Annotated in this window: 20 protein-coding genes; 6 read left to right on the top strand and 14 right to left on the bottom strand. The window is 38.6% G+C overall.

Features of this window, described 5'->3' with window-relative positions:
- The 7 genes from EJF36_RS02550 to EJF36_RS02520 all read right to left on the bottom strand — a co-directional run bounded on the left by EJF36_RS02550 (position 1) and on the right by EJF36_RS02520 (position 7,688).
- Positions 1–909 carry an alpha/beta fold hydrolase gene (locus tag EJF36_RS02550; RefSeq protein ID WP_125904860.1) on the bottom strand — a complete coding sequence of 303 codons (909 nt, stop codon included), beginning with the start codon at positions 907–909 and terminating at the stop codon, positions 1–3.
- A gap of 495 nt (positions 910–1,404) precedes the next feature.
- Positions 1,405–3,363: a ribosomal protection-like ABC-F family protein gene (gene abc-f / locus EJF36_RS02545; RefSeq protein ID WP_125904859.1), complete on the bottom strand. Its 1,959-nt coding sequence runs from the start codon at positions 3,361–3,363 to the stop codon at positions 1,405–1,407.
- A gap of 686 nt (positions 3,364–4,049) precedes the next feature.
- Positions 4,050–4,757, bottom strand: a complete 708-nt coding sequence (locus EJF36_RS02540; protein ID WP_125904858.1) for a M48 family metallopeptidase — start codon at positions 4,755–4,757, stop codon at positions 4,050–4,052.
- Positions 4,758–4,774: 17 nt separating this feature from the next.
- Positions 4,775–5,257: a YehS family protein gene (locus EJF36_RS02535; RefSeq protein WP_125904857.1), complete on the bottom strand. Its 483-nt coding sequence runs from the start codon at positions 5,255–5,257 to the stop codon at positions 4,775–4,777.
- A 528-nt stretch (positions 5,258–5,785) separates the two neighbouring features.
- The gene (locus tag EJF36_RS02530) at positions 5,786–6,523 is read right to left on the bottom strand and encodes an ABC transporter permease (RefSeq protein WP_125904856.1); all 738 of its coding nucleotides are present in this window, start codon (positions 6,521–6,523) and stop codon (positions 5,786–5,788) included.
- The gene (locus EJF36_RS02525; protein WP_125904855.1) at positions 6,520–7,254 is read right to left on the bottom strand and encodes an ABC transporter ATP-binding protein; all 735 of its coding nucleotides are present in this window, start codon (positions 7,252–7,254) and stop codon (positions 6,520–6,522) included. Before EJF36_RS02525 ends, EJF36_RS02530 begins: the two co-directional genes overlap by 4 nt.
- Positions 7,251–7,688 carry a helix-turn-helix domain-containing protein gene (locus EJF36_RS02520; protein ID WP_125904854.1) on the bottom strand — a complete coding sequence of 146 codons (438 nt, stop codon included), beginning with the start codon at positions 7,686–7,688 and terminating at the stop codon, positions 7,251–7,253. Before EJF36_RS02520 ends, EJF36_RS02525 begins: the two co-directional genes overlap by 4 nt.
- 295 nt (positions 7,689–7,983) lie before the next feature.
- Here EJF36_RS02520 and EJF36_RS02515 point away from each other — a divergent pair, with 295 nt between their 5' ends.
- Positions 7,984–8,670 carry a DUF2935 domain-containing protein gene (locus EJF36_RS02515; RefSeq protein WP_185806795.1) on the top strand — a complete coding sequence of 229 codons (687 nt, stop codon included), beginning with the start codon at positions 7,984–7,986 and terminating at the stop codon, positions 8,668–8,670.
- A 307-nt stretch (positions 8,671–8,977) separates the two neighbouring features.
- Here EJF36_RS02515 and EJF36_RS02510 read toward each other — a convergent pair whose 3' ends face one another.
- From EJF36_RS02510 to EJF36_RS02500, 3 genes are all read right to left on the bottom strand, one after another.
- Entirely contained in the window at positions 8,978–9,649 is a 672-nt protein-coding gene (locus EJF36_RS02510; RefSeq protein WP_260471807.1) for a DNA alkylation repair protein, read from the bottom strand.
- Positions 9,650–9,960: 311 nt separating this feature from the next.
- A complete protein-coding gene (locus EJF36_RS02505; RefSeq protein ID WP_125904852.1) occupies positions 9,961–11,580 on the bottom strand; it encodes a sensor domain-containing diguanylate cyclase in 1,620 nt (539 codons plus the stop codon).
- 162 nt (positions 11,581–11,742) lie between these two features.
- Positions 11,743–14,682 carry a glycosyl hydrolase family 28-related protein gene (locus tag EJF36_RS02500; protein ID WP_125904851.1) on the bottom strand — a complete coding sequence of 980 codons (2,940 nt, stop codon included), beginning with the start codon at positions 14,680–14,682 and terminating at the stop codon, positions 11,743–11,745.
- Between the two features lie 878 nt (positions 14,683–15,560).
- Between EJF36_RS02500 and EJF36_RS02495 the strand changes: the two genes are divergently transcribed.
- The gene (locus EJF36_RS02495; protein ID WP_125904850.1) at positions 15,561–16,484 is read left to right on the top strand and encodes a DMT family transporter; all 924 of its coding nucleotides are present in this window, start codon (positions 15,561–15,563) and stop codon (positions 16,482–16,484) included.
- Positions 16,485–16,588: 104 nt separating this feature from the next.
- Complete coding sequence (locus EJF36_RS02490) at positions 16,589–17,152, top strand: cysteine dioxygenase (protein ID WP_312028249.1); 564 nt, start codon at positions 16,589–16,591, stop codon at positions 17,150–17,152.
- Between the two features lie 64 nt (positions 17,153–17,216).
- Here the strand turns inward: EJF36_RS02490 and EJF36_RS02485 are convergent, their stop codons facing one another.
- Positions 17,217–17,474 (bottom strand): 2TM domain-containing protein, encoded by a 258-nt coding sequence (locus tag EJF36_RS02485; protein WP_260471806.1) that lies wholly within the window; start codon positions 17,472–17,474, stop codon positions 17,217–17,219.
- A 15-nt stretch (positions 17,475–17,489) separates the two neighbouring features.
- A complete protein-coding gene (locus tag EJF36_RS02480) occupies positions 17,490–18,164 on the bottom strand; it encodes a cysteine hydrolase family protein (protein WP_125904847.1) in 675 nt (224 codons plus the stop codon).
- A gap of 425 nt (positions 18,165–18,589) precedes the next feature.
- Between EJF36_RS02480 and EJF36_RS02475 the strand changes: the two genes are divergently transcribed.
- The gene (locus EJF36_RS02475; RefSeq protein WP_125904846.1) at positions 18,590–20,623 is read left to right on the top strand and encodes a metallophosphoesterase family protein; all 2,034 of its coding nucleotides are present in this window, start codon (positions 18,590–18,592) and stop codon (positions 20,621–20,623) included.
- Between the two features lie 66 nt (positions 20,624–20,689).
- On the opposite strand, the gene EJF36_RS02470 is transcribed toward EJF36_RS02475, so the two are convergent.
- Both EJF36_RS02470 and EJF36_RS02465 read right to left on the bottom strand, forming a co-directional pair.
- Positions 20,690–21,682, bottom strand: a complete 993-nt coding sequence (locus EJF36_RS02470) for a lipoate--protein ligase (RefSeq protein WP_125904845.1) — start codon at positions 21,680–21,682, stop codon at positions 20,690–20,692.
- A gap of 318 nt (positions 21,683–22,000) precedes the next feature.
- Positions 22,001–22,423: an organic hydroperoxide resistance protein gene (locus EJF36_RS02465; RefSeq protein ID WP_125904844.1), complete on the bottom strand. Its 423-nt coding sequence runs from the start codon at positions 22,421–22,423 to the stop codon at positions 22,001–22,003.
- Between the two features lie 378 nt (positions 22,424–22,801).
- Between EJF36_RS02465 and EJF36_RS02460 the strand changes: the two genes are divergently transcribed.
- Positions 22,802–23,017 carry a FeoA family protein gene (locus EJF36_RS02460; RefSeq protein ID WP_125904843.1) on the top strand — a complete coding sequence of 72 codons (216 nt, stop codon included), beginning with the start codon at positions 22,802–22,804 and terminating at the stop codon, positions 23,015–23,017.
- 96 nt (positions 23,018–23,113) lie between these two features.
- Positions 23,114–25,057: a ferrous iron transporter B gene (gene feoB, locus EJF36_RS02455; RefSeq protein ID WP_125904842.1), complete on the top strand. Its 1,944-nt coding sequence runs from the start codon at positions 23,114–23,116 to the stop codon at positions 25,055–25,057.
- Positions 25,058–25,068: the final 11 nt, after the last annotated feature.

Here is a 25,068-nt window from a genome sequence, read left to right as displayed (position 1 = left end):
CTAAACAGATACCTTAGCATATTGCTGTAAAAAGGTAATGACTTCTGCATAGTAATCATGCGCTTTAGTAAATACATCTTTGTGGTTAAACCCAGGTAAAATTTTAACTTTACAATTAGGAAATCGATCTTTGTAATTTTCCACCATATTAATCTCCCAAGTTGTATCCCTATCACCAATTATTTGATAGATTGGGATGTCTAGCTGAATGCTACGGTCTATGCTTCCGTTTTCTAAATCAAGTGTCGCTGCATTTTCATAAATTAAAGAGTCTAGCTTTTCAGCTGGTGTATGTTTAATGCTTTCAGTAAACAACGTCGTTAATTCTTTTTGACTTTCTACATCATAAGATGCATCAAAATCAATATTTTTTGGTTCAAGCTTACCTAAGTTCTTTTTATAAAAGCTTTTTATCATTGGCTCTAAAAATCCTAGTTTGTAAGTTAACTTCGTGATTCCTTTAGGGTCTAAGCTCGGCGAAGAAGCCAGTAATACAACTTCATCTACCCGGCTATCTATGGCTGCTAATGTTAAGGCGACTGGTCCACCATAGCTGATTCCAATAGCCGTGACCTTTTCATGAATCCCCATACTATCTAGAAGAGCTTTCATATCTTCTGCATTGTCTTTGAACGTTGGCTTTTTCTCTAGTAAAGAACTTTGCCCAGCCCCCCTCCGATCAGGAGTAAGCACCTTACTGTATAAACCAGCTTGTATCATATGCTTCGCTGGTCTCACACAAAGAGAATGGTCACCACCAGATCCTCCACCGTGAATAAAAATTGCTGTTTTCCCACTCACATTCTCTTTCCATATTGTTTTACAAAAAATATTAACTTTGGCCCTGACCGAATACTTCTGCGCAGACTCTTTAATGGAAACATCATTAATTTTTGCAAGCTTCTCCATAACGCCAGCTCCTTATATGTAAATGGTTGTATTGCATGATAGTATTTGTTTTGGGTTGTTTCCTTCGAAATAGCACTTTTACATTATCATTATCCCACTTTACCCATGTTACAGAGAATGCATTTTGTTACAAAAAAAGGAAATAAAAATTAAGGACGCATGGGGACGGTTCTCACTCTGCCAAAGTTACGTGACAAAATCTGATGCTCGTGGATGCGCGGGGACGGTTCTCGGTCTGCCAAGTTCCCTTGGCACTTCTGGTGCAGGGGGTTACCCAGGTCTTCCTCTGGGCTCTTCTTGCTAAAACGAGATACAAAAAGGGGCTCTGCTCCCTAAGGATGTGCGGGACCAATGATTGCTCGAAGCTTAGATCCCAGGACTACCCTGACCTCTTCCGTTGGCAACCACTACTAGAAAAAGACGCAAAAAGACGGTTCCTCATGCTTTCTTCTTTCGCTCACCGAAGGAAGCATGAGAACCGTCCCCACTCTGCCGTTAGTCTGCTACACTGATCCAGAGTTCCATTGCCGATTCTAGCTCGTTATTTAAAGCTTGCTTTCTAGCATATAGCTTATTAAGTGTTTCGTAATCGGCCGCTTCAATCTCCATCGCATGCTCAATTTCATTAATTTCATCTTCAAGACTTTCAATTTTCGCAACAGTTTTAGCTTGCAGTGATTTCGAATTAGCATGTTTAGAAACTTGTTTTTTTAGCGCTTGCAAACTCAAATTTTCAGGAACTTGTTTTCCGGTCGTTTTTGACTTAAGTACGTCGGCATTCTCTTGCCCGCATTGCTTTTCTTTTTCCTTTTTATAATAGTCGTAATTGCCCATATAGCTTTTTAAAGCAAAATCTTCAATAGCAAGCACCCGCTGTGCCATTTTATTAATAAAATATCGATCATGTGAAATAAAGAAGATTGTACCTTGAAAATCCTCTAATGCCTCTTCTAGTGTTTCTATGGAGTCTATATCAAGGTGATTCGTGGGCTCGTCGAGAATTAATAGGTTAATATCCTGAAATAACAGCATCGCCAGCTTTAACCTAATTTTCTCTCCGCCAGACAAATGCTTAACCTTTTTAAAAACGCTGCCTTTATAAAACATAAATTTAGAAAGATATTCCCGCGCTTTTCCCTCCAGTATAGTAATGTCTTCTCGGAACGCTTCTAAAACAGTGAGGTCTTCGTTATTAAAAATAATATTTTGCGGTAAATACGCTGCCTGAACGCTTGCTCCTAATTTCACTACACCGCTATCCGGCTGCTCCTCACCTAACAGTATTTTCAAGAAGGTAGTCTTCCCACTACCATTCGGTCCGATTAACGCCACTCTTTCACCGTAATGAATCATAGCATTACCATTTTTAAAAATTAGTTTGTCGCCATAGTTTTTTGACAGCCCTTCTGCTTTTATTGTGTCTTTACCAGATCGTCCTGTATCATTGAAATCAACCTTCATATTCTGCCGTTCAAACACAGGTTTATCAACTCGATCCATTTTATCTAGCTTCTTTTGGATGCTGGCAGCTCTCTTGAAAAACTTATTATTATCAGCTCTCATAGCCCAATCTCTTAAATTCAGAACTTTCTTTTCCATCGCTTGTATTCTTTTCTGTTGCTCTCTATATTGCTCATATTGAATCCGCAAATTTTCTTCTTTTTGGCAAATATACGACGAATAGTTGCCTTTATAAGTGATAGATTCCATGTCCTCTACTTCCACCACTTTAGTAACAACATGGTCAAGGAAATAACGATCATGGGATACAATCATAACAATCCCTTTATAGCTCTTTAAATATCCCTCAAGCCATTCGACTGAATCCATATCTAGGTGATTCGTTGGTTCATCAAGTAACAAAATGTCCGGGGTGTGAATCAGTAACTTCCCAAGCACTACTCTCGTTTTTTCTCCACCGCTTAACAAATCAAAATCTTTATTTAAAAAAGTTTCGTCAAACTTCAAACCTGTACAAACCTTACTTAATTTTTCACCTTTCTCGTATCCACCTTTGACTTCATAAAGCTGAACTAAATCACTATACTTATTTAAAACTCTTTCCAATTCAACATCTTCGAGTACTTTCATCTGCTCTTCTAAATCTCGCATTTGACTCTCAATGTTATCAACCTCTTCAAACGCCAAGTTTAGCACATCCTGTACCTTTAAACCCTGAGGATAAACAGGGGATTGTTCAAGATAGGCACTCGTAGCTCTCCTTGATATGTGAATCAAGCCCTCATCGTAGCCATAGCTTGATGTCTGCGGATAACCAGGGTAATAATTCATCGGTTCAATTCCTGCTATTAGCTTAAGAATCGTACTCTTTCCGCTTCCGTTTACACCGACAACGCCAACCTTCTCACCTTCATATACTTCGAAAGTGATATTTTTTAAAACTAGAGTGGCTTCCATATATTTTTTTATGCCTTGTAATTTTAATTCGAACATATAATTTTCCTTCTTTCATCCATAATGTTGGTTACGCATTTTATGGATGGCATAAAGAAGCATCGTTACTATTTAGTGTTTATACAACAAGAAAGGTGCACCTCTGACTGAGACAAGCTATGAAGTTCTAATCTTGCAAGCCGCTCTTTAACTTCATCAGTTGCTTTGAAGCGACATACATTCCATATTAGAAAAGTCCTTTACTTTCCAAAGCCAGTGCTTGTATCTAGTTACTTCCCTCTTTCCTGTGCATATAAAAAAGACCATAAGAAGATGGTTTCTTCTTACGGTCTAATGTACGGTATCAATATAATTTATTACCAAAAAGGCGCACTTAAAAAAGCACATGACGTTGCCTATGTCTTGCTACCAAATATAGAACATACCTGGTTCGCTAATAAATTATAAACTCGATATTAGTAAGTAAGTTAGTTACCTTCTAAATTGCCATTTCCATAAAGAGCATAACAAATAAACCTAACAAAATAGGCATTTTTTCGCTCAATACAAAATCATATTAATTTTAAAAATAAATTAATATTAGCAATTTGATGGCATCATAAACTTACTTCCCTCCTTCGAAATTTCCTTTATTATCTCATATTTTCATTAATTTGGCAAATAGGGGACGGTTCTCCCGCTTCCTTCGGCAACCGAAGGAAGCATGAGAACCGTCCCCATGCTTCCTACACGGTCATTTTCCAGTTTGATAGTGTTAGCCACTGTTCTTGTTCTTTGTAATCGGGCATTATTTTTCCAACGAGACGCCAGAAGGAGCGGTCGTGATTCATATGCATCATGTGACACATTTCATGAACGACTACGTAGTCCAGCACTTCAGGTGGTGCCATGGCTAGGCGCCAATTGAAAGTCAACTGGCGGTTTGAGTCACACGTTCCCCATGTTGTTTTACTATCAGTAATACGGATCGAACGCGGCTTCATTTTGAAATGACTTTGATAAGAGGCAACGCTCTTTTCTACTAATGCTTTGCATTGTTGGTAATAAAACCGTTTTAATGCTTGCTTGATGGCATCGTCGTCAAGTTGTTTCACATTTATATGCAGCGCGTCACCGCGAAACTCAACTATATCTCGCTCAAGACTCCCATCATGAGTAAAGCGTATCGGATAAGTTTCACCCAGATACAAAAAGGTCTCTCCTTCATCATATACCTTCTGCTTAAAACCCTTTGCTCTTTCGTTGAGTTCTTGTAACTTCTCTTGTATCCAACTCCATTTCTCCTCAACAGCTCGTATAACTATATCTTCGGATATTCCTTTAGGAGCCTGCACTTCCACATTGCCATACCCGTCTATTGAAATGCCTATAGACTTTCGATTTTTATATTTAATCTCGAAACGAATCGTTTCATTTAAATGTGTATGTATCATATATCCACCTGCTGCTACTATCCCCTATACTTAATTGCTAATCCCTTTAAAAAGTTTCTCGCAAATTTGTCGCCACATTCTTTATAATTTTTATGGCCTTCTTTTCTTAACAATGCACCTAACTCACCCTTCGAAATAGCAATTCCTGCGTTTTCGAAAATATCCAACATATCTTCACTCGTTAAAGACAAAGCTATCTTTATTTTTTTCAGCATCATATTATTCACGTTAGGACTTTGCTTCCCAGAACGTGCTGGCAATTCCGCTTGTCCTGGCTTAGGATCTTGCCTACCTCTTTTAAAAATAATCAAGCCATCTAAAAACGACTCTAACATTAAGTTATTGCATGTGAGTTGCTCTTCATCGTCCTCTTTCTTAAGAAGAAGTTGCACGTCTGCTCTTGTGACCTCTGTGCCACCGAGTTTAAATATCTCAACCATATCGGTTTCTTTTATATCTAGCGCATATCTTACGCGTATTAAAATATCATTATTTTCCATTAAAAGCCCTCCAATAATCTGTACAACTTATCCTTTTGATAATAGCAAAGATACATTTAAAAAACTAACCCTAAATGAATTTTAAGCTCTCAAAAAAGCATAAAGCACTTTGCTCAGCCCCGACCGGCTTAAGACATCCCGCGCAAGAAAGGCCTCCATCGTGAGGGGAACGACTTAAGACATCGAGCTGTGAAAAGCATCATATTTCATATCAGCTTTTCACAAGATACTCAAGGAAGATTATTCATAAATGAAAAACTGGCTAGACGCTAAAGCTAGACACTAATCTAGGTTGTAAAACTTATACTTCTTTAACGACAAGCAAAAACACCTGTCTTCTAGAAGACAGGGATGGGGTGAATAACAACTATTCTTCTGTTTTTAACATAAATAACTAATCATCACCATGTCTAGGGTCTCCTCTACCTTCATCATTATTAGAGAGCCCCAAAGGATACATGGGGACGGTTCTTCTGCTTCCTTCGAGTATCGAAGGAAGCGCAAGAACCGTCCCCGCGCTTCCTTGATTTATTCATTTTCGCTGTACATTTTTCTTTTAAAAGTGAGGATAGCAATTGTCATGATGACTACGGCATAGCCGATTACCCACAATAGATGGGGCATAATGGAGGCATAGTCTCCAGATAGCGCAGCTCTACTTGTGTCGACAGCATGTGCAAATGGGAGGACATATGCAATCTCCTTGAACCAGCCTCCAATAAGATTCAGGTCAAACCAAGTACCGCTTAACCAAGCACTCAAATTAGTAAGGAGAGCTCCACAGATGCCGCTGACCTGTTTGTCGTTAAATACACTGCCTGCAAATAGACCTATCCCTATAAATAACACACCTGTAGGTATTAGTAGAATAATTGCTAGCAATACATTTATATTAACTGGTAAACCAAGAAAGAATGCAGCAGTGAAACAGATAATAACTTGTAATATGGCCATAGGAAGTAGTGGAAGTGTGTAGCCAACGATGTAATTTGAAGCTGAAAGTGGTGCTGTAAATAGTCTCATTAAAAAGGAGGTGCTTCTGTCTTTTGCTATAAGCAGTCCGGAGAATAGCGAGATAAACGAAAGGCCGAATACTGCTATACCAGGAACAAGTTTATCAATTACAAAAATATCTGCTGGAATATTAGCTTGAATCGCGGTTAACAGTAGTAAGATAACTAAAGGAAACCCAATACCAAATGCTAGATTCAAAGGATCTCTAACAATTTCTTTTTGATTACGCGCAGCAAATGCTAATGATTTCATACAGCTACCTCCTCTTTTGTCGCAATCAAAACAAAGGCTTCTTCTAGCGTGGTGACATTCGTTTTTAACTTTAATTCTTGAGCTGTTCCAACTGCTTTTAATTGGCCCTTTGCCATGATTCCTATTCTATCTGCGAGTGCTTCCGCTTCTTCCATATAATGTGTAGTAAGAATGATAGTAATACGACCTTTCAATTTTTCAATAGCCTGCCATAATTCTCGTCTTGCAATAACATCAAGCCCTAAAGTTGGTTCATCTAGAAAAAGAATTTGAGGATTAGAGATAAGTGCCATAGCAATACTGAGCCTTCTTTGCATACCACCTGATAATGTTTTTGCCTTCGCTTTTGACACGTCTAAAAGACTAAAAGTGGTCAGCATCTCTTCCACTTTATTATTCACAGCCTTTTTATCAAAACCATAGATTTGTGCAACTAATTCTAGATTTTCTTTAACAGATAGATTACGAGCTATCGCTGTTTCCTGTGGAGACACGTTAATTTGTTCTTTTACAGCAATTACGTCTGACTTGATACTATTCCCAAGTAATATGGCATCGCCACTCGTAGGTTTGCTAAGACATGTTAACATCTTAATAGTTGTTGTTTTCCCTGCTCCATTAACACCCAACAAAGCAAAAAGCTCCCCCTGCTCGATAGTAAGATCAAGAGAATCGACAGCTATTTTTCCATTAAATTTTTTAGTCAAATTCGTTGTCTGAATCGCTCTCATTCTTCTTCCTCCTTATACTGCTGAGCAGTAAATACATCCTGTGCAAACTGCAGGAAGCCTTCACTTTTTACAATCGCGATGCCTTGTGCCTCATCACCTAACACTAACAAACTATCTCCGGGAGAGATGGCAAATATCTCTCTTGCCTTTTTAGGAATTACAATTTGCCCACGGTCCCCCACCTTCACGATTCCAAAGATGTGTTTCCCCTTCGGTCGAATCCCCATACCTTCCTCTTCATCTGGATAGTTTACTAGATCATCTAAGGTCACACCATATAGCTCCGCTAACGCTATACAATTGTTTATATCCGGCACGGTCTCACCATTTTCCCATTTCGCAACAGCTTGCCGAGATACACCAACCTTGTCTGCCACATCCTCTTGTGTATACTTACTTATCTTCCGTAAAGATTTTAAGTTCGTACTAATCATACTTTTCACACCCTCTCTATCTCTTATTATAATTTGCCATTTTGAATAATCTACCAACTGAATGTAACATATTATGTTATTTTTGATTGACACTGCTAAAGGCGGGAGGGAGGATAGAGGCAGTTCAAGCATCTTCATTACTCCTTGCATGGAGTGTGAAGTATGCGGGTGGATCTAAGTTCCCTTACAATTTAACTAGTAACAAAGCACAACAACCGATCCGTGCTTCAAGTACTTTTAATGTGTGAACACACATATGCTTTTTTATAAGAAAGATGGTAGGGGAGGATTACGTATGAATTTAAGAACATGGGAATTTATCAAACAGAATACGTATGAGCATGCCGTTATCTTGTATGATACTTTGTCACCAATGGAAAAAGAGGCTCAGGCTATTGCACAGCAATATATCCAATTTTTTAAAAAATGGGCTGAGGCTGAAAATATCACCGATTTGCAACAGTTTATCCGTGTTGTAGAGTCGTTCCAACAGTTTTTACTCTGGCTGTTGAAAAAACAAGTGACTACTGGATTGAAAATTTTGCTGACTCCGACTTTTATGAGTCATCTAGTTACAGAAAGCTCTGTTGCTATCCAAACATTAACTAACAGATTAGATACGCTTCCTTTATCATCTCATTTTGTATGGCTTCCCGTTTTATCTGGTGACGCGTTTACCATTCAAGGCGCATTGGACAGTTTAGAAAGACCTCTTGTCACAAAATATCTACAATACGCCGATCTTTTTGAAAAGCAATATGTATTTGCCCATGAACTCAATGGTATTATGAGAACCGGATTAACAGAATTCCCAGCATTGCAAAGATTTAGAAATGACACGAAACAGCTTGTTGGTGAATTTATAGAATCATTAAATCATTTAGAGCAGTTGGAACAACAAAACTCTATTCTAGATAAACCCCCACTCTTTTTTGTGCAACATATTAAGCGTGAGGCTCAGTATTTTTCAACCTTAATTTAACCCTTGGATACATGGGGACGGTTCTCATGTATCCTTCACCTAGCATGCACAGCGCGCAAAAAACTTTCCCCGTCTCTCCTTTGACACAAAAAAAAGCGAACAAACATCTAAACAAACGTTTGATTAGATGTTTGGTCGCTAGAAAATCGTTGGATAAACGCAACTCGTTAGCAAAGTTGAGGATGACGACTTGCTGCAGCCTCCTTCTTACTAAGCGTTTTATTCTTATGTACACGAAGCGTAGACCGTCCTTATACTAACTTTTATAATAAGCTTCATAGCATCCTAACGTTCAAGTACCATCGTATTACTTGATGTGCTTCAAAGCTTCTCTTTTACTAAGGTTCGACAGAGTTGTCTGGGCGACAAACTCTTTTACCCAAATAGGATTTGTTTTAGCATACTCTCTTAATGACCAACCTATTGCTTTATTTATGAAAAACTCACTACTACCAAGGTTCTCAGTAATTATATCTGCCAGCAGCTCTTGATTCGTGTTAGTTTTATATTTTTGTTGAAATAATATCATGGTGCGTCGAAGCCATATATCATCGCTATTTCGCCAGCTTCTCCCGACATTTTCAATAAGTGCTGGTTCATTTTGAAACAAAATTCCCACATGCTTCGTGGCAATGTGGTCCACCGTATCCCACCAAGACTTTGTAGTAATCAACTGCTCAATCACAGGTAAAAACGCTGTGGATAACTCTTTTTTCTTTATCTTTAAATCAATAAGATTAATAGCAACTATTTGTAGTTCTCTCTCAGGCATCTCCCAAAGCTCTACAATAGCTTCGTTAAAAGCATCATCGTGTGGCAGGCCATTCTCAAGTAAAAATGATTTCAGAATACCTCGCCGTTCAGGTGTTTTAACTCCGAAAAATTCGTATTGATCACGCATATATCTTTTCATGTGAATGGCATTCTCATTATTGGAAAATAAACTAAAATATTCACGAAGTTGCTGCGCATATGTCACGTATACTACCTCCACTACCTTTTCATGATACAGACCTTCCAATTACCCCAATAGCTATAATCTGTCCACACATTTCTTTCTAATATAAAGGAAGCACAGAACCGTCACAGCCATTAGTACCCGTCATTAATAAAAAAACACCTGACCCATGGAGTTAGGTCAGGCTCACACTGTATTAGCAGGAGCTAATTTCCTGATTTTTAATGATGCATGTGCGCCGGCCCAATCTGCCTAATTCCTTTTTCTTGAAAATGCATGAGAACCGTCCCCAGTCTGCAGATTGGCAGAATGAGAACCGTCCCCGTGCTTCTTTATGCTTCAAAGTGAACGCGGTTTTTGCCGGTGCGTTTTACTTTGTATAGGGCTTGGTCAGCTTTTCGAATAACCTCATTAATATTTTCACTAGTATTATCGTCCGTCCATATGGCTCCACCAACACTACAACCAAGAGAAAGAGTGTTTCCTTCAATGTTGAAAGATTTATTAATAGTGGAGATAATTCGTTCGCCTACAATCTTTCCGTTCTCTTTCGGGTCATGAAGAGTGGTTAGTACGACAACAAATTCATCCCCACCAATTCTGGCAACTAACTCTTCATTTCTCACACTTTCCTTTAAGCGTGAGCCAACTTCAATGAGGAGTTTATCACCAACCTCATGACCAAATGTATCATTCACTTCTTTAAACCCATCTAAATCAAGATACAAAATCGTTAGAGCATTGTGTTTATGGATTGCTTTTTCTATAAATATATCAAGGGCCTTACGATTTGGTAGTCCAGTTAAATGATCTCGATGTGCCACATCCTCCATCTTCTCCAATTCTGTTTCTGTATCAGTTAGTTGAACGACTAGTTCCCTTAACGAATCGGACAAAATCTCAATTTCCGTAAGACCTTTATATGGTGGAATTTTAACAATGTCACCATCTCTAAGTCTATTAGCCACTCGTGAAATATTTTTCAACGGGCGAGTAATCTGCCCAGCTAAAAACCAACCTAAAAACGCAAAGAGAACAACTAAAATTAATCCAGAAACTAGAAAAAAACTTCGTAGCTCTTGCGACGGTGCATAAGCAACTTCAACGGGTTGTCTAACTAAAACGGTCCATTCTAATCCAGGATAATCTTTATACCCACCTGTCAATACATAGCCCGTTAAATACTGCTTACCATCATCCCATGTTTCAAGTGTCCATCCGTTTTTTTGCGTTTTAGCTAGTTCAATACTATCAGTGTTTAAAGGACGTCCTATCATATCTTGAGGTCCTAATATTACATCATTTTTCTTTTTACTCACGATGAAGAATTCTATACTCGGCCTATTCCGTAGAGTGTTTAACATCGATTCTTCAACATCTTTTACCCAATTCCAGCTTAAATGAGTTGCTAAAACGCCTGTAAAATTCCCGTTATCATCATACAAAGGTGTACTTATGTCAACAAACTTCATCTGCTCACCTGTTGGATTAGGCAACAGTTCTGCCAACAGCACCGCCTCATGAACATCTCCTATAAATGTCTTTTGTAAAGCTTCCTTATAAACCGGTCTAGCCGAAATATCCACGCCTCTTAAAACACCATCTGTTGAGGCAATAACAAGACCATCTTTATCGGTTAACCCTACCCAAGCAAAGGCAGGAAACCTTTCTTTTAATTTATTCAGAAGGACTTCGATACTTTCTATGTCCTGTGTATTTCTTAGCTCTTGCAACTCACTAAGAATATCTACTTCACCGTACCTCGACCACATGTATTGATCGAGATTCTCCCCCATAATGTAAGCAAGCTCACTTAGTGAATCACCAATCTCAGACTGAACCTCATTAATAGAACGTTGTCCGATAATATAGCTTAATGTAAAAATCAATAGAATAACTATTCCAGCAAAAATTAAAGACAAACGAGTCCGAAGACTACTAAAAACCCTCATATAACCACTCCGACATGTACTATAAAATATCATTATAGTATCACATTTCGACAAATAGTAAAAGATATACCCAGTTTATGGATGCATAGGGACGGTTCTCATGCTGCCAGATCACATTGATCAAGGAAGCACGAGAACCGTCCCCACTCTGCCATTGACTTTCTATAACATCATATAAAGAGATGTTCTTGCTGTTATAAAAAGGGTGTTGTCATCGTTACCCGCAAATAAAACACATGCTGGTCTTTCCGGAACACGGATTATCTGCGTTAAGTCGCCGTTCATATTAAAAACGTTTATGTCTCCATCTGGAATATAGACGTTTCCATTTGAATGAGTAGCGATATTGAACTCACCTTTTTCCACAAAAATTTCTGGCTCAGTTAAATAGCCCTTAGATGACACTTGAAATTGCACCGTTCGTTTATAATATTCATCGACACCATAATACGGTTGACCAGGGTATGCTTCACTCAAAGAGCACCCTCGCATTAAATCGTAAGTGATAGGAATGATAGTTTCGCCATCTAGTGCTACAAAACACTCTTCCGGCTTCTGGACTGTTGCTGTTAGATAATCACCACTATCTCTCCAGCGGTTTGCCGGATACAAGACTTTTTTCACTGATTGAATAGATTCGATAGGAGCTTTTTCTAGAATTTCCATACTTTCTTCCGGTCTATCAGGATCAATAGAGTACACTTTTATCGTCGAACCTGTGTTATACCAAAAGCTGTAGGATGACCCTTTAGCATCTTCTGTCTTAGGATATACTTCAGGTTCACCATTCACTGTCGCACCTTTTGATGGCGCATATTCTACCACTACTAGTAATCTATCATCGGTATCACAAGCTATCGACCTTGGTCTATGATGAATATCTGTAATTAAGCTTAACCGATCAAACTCCACGGACCATTTATATATTCGTTTCATACGAGAATCCACGAAGTATATATTTCCTTGACTGTCTTTACACATAGCATCGATAAATTCGAATCCACCAGCTATCTTACAGAGAGTTCCGTCAGAGTTTGAAATCATTTCTCGCTTTGCAGGCAGGTCTTTCTTTTTCCCTGACAAATACATTCTACTAATTTGCCACGGTCTAACCTCTGTCTGTGTATTCACATCATATAGTAGATTGTCCATCGTGTATTTCACTTGGGTAAAATTATGAATATTTAAAAATTCTATTTTGTTACAATCCCAAGTTTTCATAGCATGTGGATAAGGTGTATCCAACCATATCGTGCGGAAGAAATACATATTTGCAAAAAGCATATCGCTACACTCTATTAATTCAAGTGGCAAGCAGTTCGTACTTTCTGCGGCCTCTTCTTCAAACTGCAGTGCAAGAACTTTCCAATTCGATACATTTCTAAACTTTACTTCCGTTCTGACATGATGCTCTACAGACATCGCATAAATAACACTCGGAGTGTCGGTGTTGGACACATATAGTCCCGCTGAAGCATAAGGACTTGCTGTCCATATGTCTTTAAACACCCCGCCTCCCCCATTCGTCACCCAAAGGCTCCAATATTGAGAGTCCCACTTAAGATCTGGATTATGATCGGCAGTTCGCGTAGCATTATACAACGGTACCCCGTTCCCGTCTTTGCTCATTGCACCATGCCCACCCATGAACTTCACATCATTCATGTAAGACCCTTCTCCTGCCATCCATTTACACCCAACAGCTCTCGTATTTCTTCCACCTGTATCCAGACCAATACCGAACAGTATATTCACACCACCATGAGGGGCTTCAATAAGCGGCTTCGGTGTGCCAAACCCACTAAACGATTCCGTATTATCTGCTATGAAAATTTGTGTAGATATTGGATTTAATCCGATTAGAACAGAGTCTTCCCTTAATTTTATTGTATCGGTGATTCTATAAAGCCCTTGAGGAAGATAGATGGTCTTATAATGATCCACTGCGTATTGCAACTTAGTCGTATCATCAGCGACTCCATCACCAATAGCACCGAGCGTCTTTACGTTCACCCATGAAGCCATAGGAGGCAGCGCAGGGATATCTGTTTTTACCGAATTTGGATATGCATCCATTGGGGTTAAGTCATGGACAGTTTGAATCTCTCCTCTATCGTCGATATCTTCCATACAGAATCCGTGCGTAAACGTATTTACCTTATAAATTGCTGTTGTACCTTTCACTTTCTTTCCACTTTGACGGAATGCTGCTAGTAACGGAACATTACAACAATCTATGTTACGCATGTTAATTTGAGTAAACACATTCTTTTCCGTGCTTATGATAACTGCTGGTCCTGTTATATTTTCAAATTGACTGTCTTCTATATACAGTTTTTCAAAATAGTCTTCGACCGTTTCAACCACAGTTGGCATATTCTTCGCAGTCATTCTCGTTATCGTCAATCCAGCTTCTTTTGTCTGAATCGCTGCTTTCCTTTGTCCCTCAAAATACGTATCTACCATCATAAAGGGCCATGCTGGTGATGTTTTGGTTGTATAAATACCATACTCCCCACCGAAGAAACGAACATTTTCAATTTCGTTGCCTACATCAAATATCCCTGCCTTGCCATTTCCAATATGTATGTCTACATGAGAAATAAAGGAATGCTGAGCAAAGTGGGTTCTAAGTGCTACTGCTGCTGGATTACCGTCCTCAATTCGAATGTCAATATTCGAGAGAGCACTGTAGAAGGTTCCAGCGTTTGCGTCGTCCACGTTATCTGCGGCTGTTGGTATAGAGGATGTAAACCAAATCATATAGTTAGCACGGCCTTTATCGCTTGGCACCTCATCTTGAAAACCTGGTGTATTTTCGCCAAGAAGGATGGTTGGTCGCTTCTTGCCATATCCAATTAAACGGATTGCCTTCGGTATATAAATAGTTTTACTGATGCGATACGTGCCTTCAGGAATAAACACAATCCCATAATTCATAGTGCGCTTAACTTTATTTATCGCTTCTTGAATAGCATCTGAATCATCGCTCACACCGTCCCCCTTCACATCAAAATGATCAGGTGTAAGATAGACAGCTTGAGGATCCTCTAATGTTTGCAAAAAGAAAGATTTACTAGGTAACGTATTAAGTGTAGTCATTGTGTCCCTCCTATTAAAATTGCTTTATACCAACCTATCATGTTGTTTTATATCAAAATCTACTTCAAAGCATGATAGAGCTAAAATACATGCGAGTGCTCGGCCCTTGTTAGGCCTGAGTTCGTGGGGCTCGGCTTTATGGTACAGCTGATTTCGTGCGAGTTCTCGGTACCTTGGTAGTGCTGAATTCGCGCGAGTGGTGGCTCTATGATAGAGCTCAAATACGAGCGAGTCCTCGGTACCTTGGTAGTGCTGAATTCGCGCGAACGGCGGCTCTATTATTGGCTAAGGTAAGTGCGAGCGCTCGGCTTGATGTTACGAGCGAGTTCTCGGTACCATGTTTGGGCTATAATACACCTATAAGCTACTCAGCCATCCTATATGCCAACCACATTATAAAAACGCTTTCAAAAACCTCTTATAAAAAATAATAAAACTCACACTACATAATCTATAGGAGCAAAATTATTAATTGGTAACAATATTTTAGGTGCAGGTAAATAGGGACGGGTCGAGAGCGCTGACAAAGACATTGCTTTTTCGATTCATCTTAATTATTAACAATATATAGATACGAAAAAGTCGCTAATCAAGTACACATGTAGATTATTAGCTTCTCTATGGTCTGGGCTTTCTCTTTTTCATCGGTCTCTGACGGGGCTCCATTCCCCCACACTACACCGGAATTGTGGATTCGGTTATTACGCTGCCATCCACTACTCTGAGAAGGATGCGCAAGAACCGTCCCTATACTGCCTTGATCACACAGAACACATTCTATGGAAACACTAGAACTGTCCCCGAACTGCCAATCATGTTTTGTCAGGACAAGCATATGATAGAGTGATAATCTTTTTTACAGAAAGGAACTCAAAATCATGCCGTCGTTTCGCTCATCCTTGACAGCATCGCTTTACGCCACTATGTCAATTAGCTTTTGGGGCATTTCTTTTGTGTCAACAAAGGCGGTGCTCGGAAAACTCGATCCATATTCATTACTGGTGTTACGCTTCGGAATTGGCTCTCTATTTTTATTAACACTTCTTTTAATGTTGCGAATTCGCTTAAAAGTATCGATTAATTATATTCCTCATCTAATTGTACTCGGTATCCTCGGCGTGTTTGTCCATCAAGTGCTACAAGCAACAGCATTATTAACAATAGACGCTTCATCTGCTGGGTGGCTCATTTCTTTTTCACCCGTTTTTACCGTTGTGTTATCTATGATATTTTTGCATGAAAAAATGTCACTCTCGAAAGCTATTGGTATGATTCTAGCAATATTAGGCGTCCTGCTTGTTACAACGACAAGAAGTGGCCAATCGTTCGAAGTCACCATGAACATTGGGTTTATTCTCATGCTTTTGAGCACCCTAAACTGGGCTATTTATTCAATCCTGCTAAAAAGCTTACGCATACCATATCCCTCTCTTTTAGTAACCTTTTACATGAGTGTTCTTGGGTTTATCCTAACATCACCCTTTATTATTAGAAACAGAGGCTGGGAATCTCTTTCTCTATTAACCTATAAAGAATGGTCGCATCTATTGTTTCTTGGTGTGTTCGTCTCTGGAATTGCGTACTGGTATTGGGGCAAAGCACTTGAGGTGTTAGAGGCATCAAAGGTCTCTATGTTTCTGTATTTAGAACCCATCTCTACCTTAATTGCAGCAATTCTTATTTTACATGAACAAGTTTTCCTCATAAGTATCACAGGTGGCATCATAATTATTATGGGGGTCATTATTGTGAACGGACAACTTTTGCCTATGTTTTATAACCTTATTATGAAAAAGCCATAGCGGAACAGAGCATTGAAACGGTTCTGCTTTACCTTCTTCATGCTAGTACGAAGAAGGATGCATGAGAACCGTCCCCATGCATCCAAAAGGAGGAAGATATTATAATGTTGAACGATAAGGTGAGACATATGTTAGATTCATTAAAGAAGCCATTAAAATTTGAGTTAAAAGAAGCGCTTCTAGATTTGAACATGACAATGGAGGATTTACCGAAACTACCGGAATCCAAAAGTGGAAAACCCTACTCGCGAGAATTACTTTATAAAAATGAAGAAGTCGAGCTGTTAGTCATGAACTGGTCTGAGTTAGAATGCGCTCCTCATGACCACGGAAGCTCCCAGGGCTGGATACAAGTCTTAAATGGGGCGACAATCAACACTGTTTACGAAATTACTGAAAACGGGTTACCTTCTGAACTATTTCATGAATACCAAGAAAAAGACAATCTGTTTTACGCACCTAAAAAGGGCGTTCATAAAATGAAAGCTGCACGACAAGATGAGCTAGTAACACTTCATCTTTACTCTCCTCCTATCAGCGGAATGAAGGTTTATGACTTAGATAAATGTGCAGCTTGTATCGTGGCAGATGACTGCGGCGCATGGTGGCCTGATGAACAGCGACAGAAGGTACAGGAGATACGATTAAAAAAACAAGAACAAGCGTAAAGACTAGGTACCTATAATCAATAAAAGGAGTTCAACGCATGAACTCCTTTTCTCTAAAAACATACTATTTCTCTCTATTCATCAACTCTCTAATCTTCTTCTCTTCCCAATCCGAACCAATTCTTAAAGACAAACCATGCAAGATAACTAAAACACCCCACCCTATAGCCGGGTATATGACCCACCAGTTTCCTGCATCACCCATGATATTTATAATAAACAGCATCGGAAGAATGACAAAATAGGCAATCAAATTCATGTAAAAACCTTTCAGTTGGCTGACTCTTCTTTTTGCTTTTAAATATTCAGTATTATTTTCCATCTTAATTCCTCCTTTTTAATTAGCAATAGAGTTTATATACTCTGTTGCTGTCATGATTATGGCCCCCTGGTTCGCTAGTGCCTCTAAAGCTTTGTCTCGTTCAATTTCACTTCCACTTCCTATAGCGTCTTCGATGAGAATAACGGAATAGCCACGCTTAAGAGCATCCTTTGCAGTGTCAGCTACACACGCTTCGGCGTACACACCTACTATCACTAAACTCCCTGTATTGTTTTGAACTAAAGTTTCTTGGAACAGAGGATTAGAAAATGCGCTTGGCTTGTTTTTCGAAATAAAATTATCACTAACAATTTTCAATCGACCGTCTAGTTCGGCACCAGGCGTCCCTTTCATCGCAGCAAAATTTCTTCCTCTATTTAATAAAAATTGGATGTTTTGATATTCATTTGCGACATAAATTATGGAATGTTTATCCGATCCCTCCATTTTGTTAATAATAGCATTCACGTTTGACAAGATTGGGTTAATCAGAGTCTTTTCTATCGGTAACTTCCCATTGTCATCAAAGAAATCCTTCTGAATATCTAGCACTAATATTGCTGTATTTTCATTTGATTTTGCTTGTACATCAACGTGACTTGTCGAAAAATCCAGCTGACTTACAAAATATATAACAGGTATTAATGCAGTGATTATCACAAATGTAGAGAACACCGTCTTTGTTTTCATGTGCAGGCCTCCTGTTTTTGAAATTTCTACTTAAATCAAGTATAGATTTTAAAAGTAATAAAAAAGCAGTACTAGAAGTAATCAAAATAGTCACAGTTATAATCCCTAAAATTTACTACATCATGACTAGAGTTAACAGTGGCGAGTCTACATGATTTTCACAATAAAATGAGACAGTAAAAAATCCCATCAAGGAATCTGTTGTTCTAGATGATGTATTCTCAGTACAAGCACTTATTAAACTTAAATTTTGTTATCTGTGCTACTTTCTCCCAGACTCGGACCGCCCTTGTGCTTTTTTCTTGATAAAATACAAAAAGAAGCACGAGAACCGTCCCCAGTCTGCCAGATTTTCGAGTAGACATGCACATGTACCCGCGCCTCATGAATATCATGATAGAAGCCTATACGATTGAGGTGGGAACATGAACTCAAATGATTTGCCACTACTAGTAGCTGGTCCCATTGTTCGACGAGTGGAACCAACTCAGGTTTTTATATGGATAGCAACAAGCCAGTATGTAAATGTTGAAGCTGCACTCTTTCATATACAAGATGACAAGGACGAGCAAGCATTACCCTTGAAAAATCATGTATCGTCTATACAAATGGGACAAAGGTTATATATTCACATGCTTAAAGTTACGCCAAAAACAGGTGAATTTCCGACGAACGAAGTTCTTGGGTATAATTTAAAATTTTTAATGAATAGAAAGTATTATGATTTAGGGGATTTAGGTCTTCTTTCCGAGGAGAATCCAACTTGTATCGTATACGAGGGTATGAAGTATCCAACCTTTATCATTCAAACAGATGAAAGAACGAGTCGAATTTTATATGGCTCTTGTCGGAAAGTTCATGGTATGGGAAACGATATGCTTTCTGAAGCCGATGAAATGATTCAGGAATCCGTTTCAGATCCATCCAAGCGCCCTCAGAATCTTTTTCTAATGGGAGATCAAATTTATGCGGATGATGTGCCGGCTCCTCTCATACAAGCACTCTCTCAAATCGGCGATATTTTAATAGGAAGAAAAGAAGCATTTGAGCAAATCGAACCGCGTCTTAAACAAACTCCTTTTGCGACATCCATCAACCAAATAAACGGTCGTCAATTTATTATGAAACATATGTGTCACTTTACATCCTCTTCTGCAAGTAATCATCTAATGACACTTGGCGAATTTGCAGCAATGTACGCAATGGCGTGGAGTCCTGCCCTTTGGGAATTTGCAAATGAGCAACACTTATTTAAGTCGTTTGATGAAGCTTACTTAAAAAATCAAGTGTACGTAGCCTTTCACAATAAGTCGTTGTATCCAACACATTATAAAAAAGAGAAACAACACCTAAAAGAACGTTATGTTGAACAACAGGAACAGCTGGCTGACTTTCAACAGTCGCTATATTCTGTTCGTCGTGTACTTGCAAATATCTCTACTTACATGATATTTGATGACCATGAAGTAACGGATGATTGGAATATTACCGCTACTTGGCAAAAGAATGTCAGGCAGTCCCCACTTGGTAAGCATATTATTGCCAATGGACTGACAGCATACTGGGTTTTTCAGGGCTGGGGCAATGCTCCTGACTCATTCGATAGTCACTTTTTGTCTGTAGTAGGCAACTATTTAAGGACACTTCAGAGTGGCTATGCAAAATCGTTACATTATAAATGGACAGAAATGCTTTGGAATTTTAATAATTGGTATTTTGTTGCTCCTACTTCTCCTAGAGCTGTATTCCTAGATACTCGAACGATGAGGAACTATGAGGATACACCAAAGCCAATTAAGATTGGAAGTTTAATAGAAGAAACGTCGCGTCCTCCACAATTAGTTCAAACAACACAATGGGAGCAGTTGCATGAGCAACTCAAAAAAGACTGGAAGGCTGGAGCTCCGTTATTAATTGTGTCACCAACGCCTGTATATGGATTTGGTCTCATTGAGTCTATATTGCATAACTACGTGTATCCACTAAAAATACTAGGCGTACAAGTCAATACAACCTTTGATTTTGAAGCGTGGAAGTATAATGGAAAAGGCTTTACGAGCTTTCTTGAGCAAGTGTCAAATTGGAATCCTGCACCTTGTATTATTTTATCAGGGGATGTTCACTATGGAGCAGCAGTCAAATCAGACGTTATATTTTCTGACCATTCTACATTATCCATTCACCAGTTTACTAGTAGCCCTTTAAAAAATATGAGTTTTTCTGGTATATGGGGATTCATGCTAAAGCAAGTTAGCCAATTAAATAGCCTAAAACGAAAAGGAAAGACCATTCATCGTTATTGTGATAAGAATTACAATATTCGACATGAAAAAGAAGACGAAATCACCTTAGATCCATTTTTATGGAAGGATTCTCTTCAGTACCAACAAGTGGGCCATTTAATAATAGAAACAAAAAATAACATTGGTCTGTTATGTATGGATTCAATTGAAAGATAAATGGGGACGGTTCTTGTGCTTCCTTCGACTCGCGAAGGAAGCATGAGAACCGTCCCCACTCTGCCTTTAGTACACCAACTTGATGAAATCGTCTTTCTCGATATTGCCGAAGTAGTGCTTAACATCTATATCCTGCAATGCTTCTTCCAATGCCTGACGATCATAACGGCATCCAATTAATGTAGACTCAATATCCTTTACATCACCAACACCAAAGAAGTCCCCGTAGATGGTACAAGCCTTAATAGTCCCTTTTGTAACTTCCATACGCACATCAATTTGCCCAACAGGGAAACGATGAGAATGTTGTATATTAAATTTCGGTGATTTACCGTAATTCCAATCCCAATTTTGATAACGTTCTTTTGAAATCTGTTCAATAGTAGCCCAATCCTCTGCTGTTAACTCATATTCTTGGATATTGTCTTTCCCTCCAAAAATATGCTCTAATAACAATTGGCGAAACTCTAAAATCGTGACTTTTTCTTGTAGGAATTCGGAAATATTCGCTACTCTGCTTCGCACAGATTTAATCCCTTTTGATTCAATTTTATCTTTTTTAACATTTAATGCCTTCACTACGTTCTCCATTTCAGAATCGAATAACAGTGTACCGTGACTAAACATCTTCCCTTTTGTGGAGAACTGAGCGTTCCCTGAAATTTTACGACCTTCAGCCAGAATATCATTTCTACCACTAAGTTCAGCGTTCACACCAAGCTGATGGAGCGCTTGTATGACAGGCTCTGTGAATTTTTTAAAATTGTGAAAGCTCTCTCCATCGTCTTTCGTAATAAAACTGAAATTCAAATTACCTAAATCATGATACACGGCTCCCCCACCTGATAATCGTCTTACGACATGTAGGTTCTGCTCCGCCACATAGTCTGTATTAATTTCCTCTATTGTATTTTGATTTTTACCAATAATGATACTTGGCTCATTAATATAAAAAAGAAAATACGTTTCGTTCTCCACATTTAAATGTTTGAGAACAAACTCCTCCATCGCTAAATTAATTCTTGGGTCTGTAACACCTTTATTATCGATAAATAACATGATTGCGCCTCCCGTTATAACATTGTAATATTAATCACTGCAAGCTCATTGATGCAACTAGGTTAGCATTGGAACACCAACAACCTTTGGCATCATGAAGCTAAGAAGTTTGTATGTATTGCATTAAAGGATGGATATGTATCGTAGATTGTTGTCGCTAAAACAATGATATCATATCGCTTTCACATTATGTATGTTCTGAAATTCTGATATAGCGATATGATACTTTGAACAGACAGGAGAACGCACACACTAACTCAACCCGCACAATAATATAAAAAAAAACCTGCCATGAACTGACAGGACCCATCTTTTAATCTATACAATTTCTAGTGTCACATCGATATTGCCTCTCGTTGCTTTTGAATATGGGCAGAAGTTGTGTGCTTTATGAACAAGGTCTTCTAGCTTTGCTCTATCAATACCCGTTCCCTTTACCTTTAGTGTGACAGCTAATTTAAAGCCTTGATCTGATTCATCCTTTAAAAGACTAACATTCGCAGTTACCTCTGATTCAAATGAAACTTGTTCTTTTTTTGCTATAAACTGGAGTGCTCCATCAAAGCATGCTGCGTATCCAGCCGCAAAAAGTTGCTCTGGATTTGTCGCTTGTGGCAACTCCTTTGCTCTCGGTGTACCTGGCATAGCTACGTCTAACTTAATCACGCCATCTGGTGACTCTACTCTTCCTTCACGTCCCCCTACAGCAGATACAGAAGTTGTAAGTATTGTGTTTGACATCAGTAAATTCCTCCTATTATTTTTATTTTGTTGCAAAAGAAGATCAAGCGCCATGGTTTTAGTTTGCAGTCTAAGCAAATTGCCTCTTTTATCTGTGTACCCTATTAAGTAACGGATAAAACCTTGCCAAATATTACTTTACCCATTATTTAGAAAAAAATCAGGATAGGAATTTAAGAACATTCACTCTGACGTTACTTTTATTTACACTTTGGAAATAGTTTTAACTTGCAATATTTTACAATTGTAAAAAAGTTGTCACATTCTTCTTGGTATCTATCGAAGTTCATCTTATATAATTATGATTGATAATGATTTTCATTTCTGATTAAAAAATATACTTATAAAACGTGACAATAAAGCGAGGGGAATTTAGCAATGGTTTTATCAAAAGCACATATCGGTCAAACGTTTTATGTCAAACACATTGAAGGAAAAGAAAAAGTAAAAAAGTTCCTTTATACATTAGGCTGCTTTGAAGGTGAACAAATCACTCTTATTTCTATACTCGCTGGAAACTATGTAGTTAACATTAAAGATAGTAGATATGCAATTGATGAAAACATGGCAAAACAAATAATTTTAGAAGCATAAATGTTTATGAGATATGTACTCAGTTACATATCTTTTTTAAAAGACATAATTGATAATGATTATCACAACGAACTCGTATTGAGGAGGCATATAGCAATGAGAATAGCTTTAACAGGAAACCCTAACTCAGGTAAAACTACACTGTTTAACGCAGTGACGGGGCAAACAGCGGCTATTGGTAACTGGTCAGGCGTAACTGTTTCTAAGAGAGAAGCAGAACTAAAGAAGAAATATACTCAAAAAGGTTATGATATAACGCTTGTTGACCTGCCAGGGGCATACTCTATTTCACCTTATACAGGTGAAGAACAAATAACGAGAGATTATATTTTACAAGAAGCGCCGGACGTTATCATAAATATTGTTGATGGGGCCAATGTAAGTAGAAGTTTGTTTTTTGCTACACAGCTACTTGAAATAGGAATCCCTGTCGTTGTAGCTGTAAACAAAGTAGATATTTTGGCAAAAAGAGGCGATACAATCGACGTAAATGCTTTAAGTAAAGAATTAAATTGTCCCGTTATTCTGACCCAAGCATCATCCGAGGTTGGTTTACAAGAGCTTATGCAAAAAGCGGTTCAGATAGCAAATCAAAATGTAGTTCAGCCTTCTACAATTAGCTCAGATAAAGAAAGACAAAAGATAGTAAATGATCTTGTGAAAAAGTGTGTCGTGAAAAAGAGAGATGCTAGTCATGTTACGGTTTCAGACAAAGTTGATAGAATCATTGCACATAAGTGGCTTGGTTTACCGATCTTTTTCTTAGTCATGTGGGCCGTCTTTTCCTTCTCCATTGAAGGATTGGGAGGATATTTATCAGGGTACTTAAATGATGTGCTGTTTGGTGAGGTTATACCAACTGCAGCAAATAGTTTCTTTGAGGCATTAGGTGTGAGTCCGCTGCTGCAAGCAGTTATTGTTGATGGCGCAATAGGTGGCGTGGGAGCCGTCATTGGATTTTTACCGTTAATTATGGTGTTATTCTTCTGCTTATCACTCCTTGAAGACTCTGGATATATGGCCAGAGTAGCTGTTGTAATGGACCGTTACTTTAAGAAAATTGGGTTGTCTGGCAAGTCCATCATTCCAATGATCGTTGGATCTGGTTGTGCTATTCCGGGTGTTATGGCAACAAGGACCATTGATGATATTAACGAAAAGAGAATGACAACAATTTTGACACCATTTATTCCTTGTGGTGCAAAGCTTCCTATTATCGCTCTTTTTGCAGCCGTATTTTTCCCTGAAAACACTTGGGTTGGTCCGAGCATGTATATTCTAGCTATTATTATGATTTTACTCGGCGGGCTGTTATTAAAGAGAATATTTGTATGGGAGTCGGTTCCTTCCTTTTTCATGGAACTTCCTGAATATAAAATACCTAGTTTTAAACACGCATTTTTTCAAATGCTCGATAAAGCAAAAGCGTTTATTATTAAAGCATCAACGATCATCCTTGTGTGTAACACACTTGTATGGTTTGCCCAAGCATACAGCTGGGGACTAAAGCCAGTTGAAGATCAAAGCATGAGTATTCTTGCTTCAATGGGCTCTGTTATTGAACCGATTCTTATTCCACTTGGATTCGTTGGCTGGCAGCTAGCAGCCGCAGCCATTACTGGTTTTATTGCGAAAGAAAACGTGGTCGCAACGTTTGCCGTTCTACTTGCAGTCGCATCGGAAGAAGCACTGCATATGCCCGGCGGAGTGCTAACTGAATTATTTACACCGGTAACAGCTCTTGCTTATTTGGCGTTTAATTTATTTACACCTCCTTGCTTTGCCGCAATGGGTGCTATGAATGCAGAGATGGGGTCTAAAAAGTGGTTACTTAAAGGCTTAACCTTCCAGCTAGGCATTGGATATATGCTGGCGTTACTCATCACTCAAGTTGGTTCTTTAGTAGTATATCGCACGCCAGCGGTAGGATTCATTCCTGCTATTTTCATCACTATTGCTTTTGTTACTTTTGTTATTTTAACTATTAAAAGAGTCAATCAACAACGTGCTGTCATTGGAATGGAAGTACAATCTATATAGAAGGGTTTTGA

This window comes from Bacillus sp. HMF5848, from assembly GCF_003944835.1.
In the GTDB taxonomy this organism is placed as follows: Bacteria; Bacillota; Bacilli; order Bacillales; family HMF5848; genus HMF5848.
The sequence above is the reverse complement of the archived record's forward strand: the minus strand, read 5'-3'. Positions and strand labels throughout refer to the sequence as shown.

Coding starts and splice junctions, on each gene's coding strand:
- EJF36_RS02550 (WP_125904860.1), bottom strand. CDS start 909: ATGGAGAAGCTTGCAAAAATTAATGATGTTTCCATTAAAGAGTCTGCG.
- abc-f (WP_125904859.1), bottom strand. CDS start 3,363: ATGTTCGAATTAAAATTACAAGGCATAAAAAAATATATGGAAGCCACT.
- EJF36_RS02540 (WP_125904858.1), bottom strand. CDS start 4,757: ATGATACATACACATTTAAATGAAACGATTCGTTTCGAGATTAAATAT.
- EJF36_RS02535 (WP_125904857.1), bottom strand. CDS start 5,257: ATGGAAAATAATGATATTTTAATACGCGTAAGATATGCGCTAGATATA.
- EJF36_RS02530 (WP_125904856.1), bottom strand. CDS start 6,523: ATGAAATCATTAGCATTTGCTGCGCGTAATCAAAAAGAAATTGTTAGA.
- EJF36_RS02525 (WP_125904855.1), bottom strand. CDS start 7,254: ATGAGAGCGATTCAGACAACGAATTTGACTAAAAAATTTAATGGAAAA.
- EJF36_RS02520 (WP_125904854.1), bottom strand. CDS start 7,688: ATGATTAGTACGAACTTAAAATCTTTACGGAAGATAAGTAAGTATACA.
- EJF36_RS02515 (WP_185806795.1), top strand. CDS start 7,984: ATGAATTTAAGAACATGGGAATTTATCAAACAGAATACGTATGAGCAT.
- EJF36_RS02505 (WP_125904852.1), bottom strand. CDS start 11,580: ATGAGGGTTTTTAGTAGTCTTCGGACTCGTTTGTCTTTAATTTTTGCT.
- EJF36_RS02500 (WP_125904851.1), bottom strand. CDS start 14,682: ATGACTACACTTAATACGTTACCTAGTAAATCTTTCTTTTTGCAAACA.
- EJF36_RS02495 (WP_125904850.1), top strand. CDS start 15,561: ATGCCGTCGTTTCGCTCATCCTTGACAGCATCGCTTTACGCCACTATG.
- EJF36_RS02490 (WP_312028249.1), top strand. CDS start 16,589: ATGTTGAACGATAAGGTGAGACATATGTTAGATTCATTAAAGAAGCCA.
- EJF36_RS02485 (WP_260471806.1), bottom strand. CDS start 17,474: ATGGAAAATAATACTGAATATTTAAAAGCAAAAAGAAGAGTCAGCCAA.
- EJF36_RS02480 (WP_125904847.1), bottom strand. CDS start 18,164: ATGAAAACAAAGACGGTGTTCTCTACATTTGTGATAATCACTGCATTA.
- EJF36_RS02475 (WP_125904846.1), top strand. CDS start 18,590: ATGAACTCAAATGATTTGCCACTACTAGTAGCTGGTCCCATTGTTCGA.
- EJF36_RS02470 (WP_125904845.1), bottom strand. CDS start 21,682: ATGTTATTTATCGATAATAAAGGTGTTACAGACCCAAGAATTAATTTA.
- EJF36_RS02465 (WP_125904844.1), bottom strand. CDS start 22,423: ATGTCAAACACAATACTTACAACTTCTGTATCTGCTGTAGGGGGACGT.
- EJF36_RS02460 (WP_125904843.1), top strand. CDS start 22,802: ATGGTTTTATCAAAAGCACATATCGGTCAAACGTTTTATGTCAAACAC.
- feoB (WP_125904842.1), top strand. CDS start 23,114: ATGAGAATAGCTTTAACAGGAAACCCTAACTCAGGTAAAACTACACTG.